Below are 1226 nucleotides of genomic sequence, written 5' to 3'. Positions count from 1 at the left end.
AATAGACGAAGTTAAGCGGCAAATCGCAGAGCTAAAAGAGCATTTAAGGTAGCGCGGGAGCGGCGGGCGCTAAATTTTGATCATTTCGGCAAATTTAAAAGCTGCGCAAAGCGCGACAAAATAAACTATCGAAAGCTGGAGCCACCCGAACGAGCGCGCGTCAGATATCTTTAAAGCTCGCCGCGACCGATTTTTCCAGATTTTTCGCCTTTCCGAGGATCGTTATCGCCTTTTGCCTGCATTTGTTTACGCATCTGTAGCAAATCGTGCAGCGCTCGCCAAATCTCGCCTTGCCGTGCGCGATTTTTATATTTTGCATCGGGCAGGATTTTGCGCACTCGCCGCACCCGTTGCACCGCGCCGCATCGAGGCTCGGTTTGCGCCTGGCAAACGGCGTTTTGTCCCAAATTTTCATCCAGAGCCGCTGTCCCAAAAGCCCCGCGATGCGGCATAGCATGCCTAGCCCCTCTTTCGGCGGCTTACCTGCGGCAAATGCCTCCGAGGCGCGCTGCAGCTTGGCGTTCGCCTCCTTGATCAGGCGCTCGTTTTTCTGCGCCGAATAGCTAAAAATCGCCACGTCGAGGATAAACGCGGGCATTCTGATGTGTGCACCGCCCGTTATCCTCGCGCCAGCTCGCCTTAGTATCCTAGCCGCGCAGCCCGCTCCGTCGCCGCTAAAAATCTCCATCGTAGCGATGATAAAGACGTTTTTACCGCGAAAATTCGCGCTGTTTTCGCAAATAAACTCGCGCACGATCTGCGGCAGGTCGCTAAAGTAAACGGGATAGGCCAGGATCACGTCATTGTGGCGCTTTAGTAGCTCGCCGCAAGCCCTGTCCTCGATCGAAACCGCAGGGATATCACCGCCCAGACGCTCTATAAATCTCTCCACGCAATACTTCGTGTTGCCCGTGGAGCTAAAATAAATCGCTATCATTTTGCGAATCCTTTTAAATTCAGGCACTAAATTTGCCGACTACGTAAAATTTAACGCTAAGCGGCGACAAATTTAAATAAATTGCTATTTGGTGCATTCGCCTTTTGTCTGTTTGCAAATAACCGTCGCGCCACACTAGTCTAAATTTTACCGCAAATTTGGCAAATTTATTTTTGGAATTTCTCCAAACGCGGTAGTTTTTGAAAAAAATTTATCTCAAATGAGCTCAAATCCGCCTATGCTGTGATCTTTTGCGCTTTATAGGCAAAGCGTAAATTTTATTCTCTGT

Annotated in this window: 1 protein-coding gene; it reads right to left on the bottom strand. The window is 49.6% G+C overall.

Features of this window, described 5'->3' with window-relative positions:
• Positions 1 to 160: 160 nt before the first annotated feature.
• Complete coding sequence (locus Q0095_RS02660) at positions 161 to 937, bottom strand: EFR1 family ferrodoxin (RefSeq protein WP_297881106.1); 777 nt, start codon at positions 935 to 937, stop codon at positions 161 to 163.
• Between the last annotated feature and the right edge of the window lie 289 nt (positions 938 to 1226).

This window comes from uncultured Campylobacter sp., assembly GCF_938045535.1.
Lineage (GTDB): Bacteria > Campylobacterota > Campylobacteria > Campylobacterales > Campylobacteraceae > Campylobacter_B.
The sequence above is the reverse complement of the archived record's forward strand: the minus strand, read 5'-3'. Positions and strand labels throughout refer to the sequence as shown.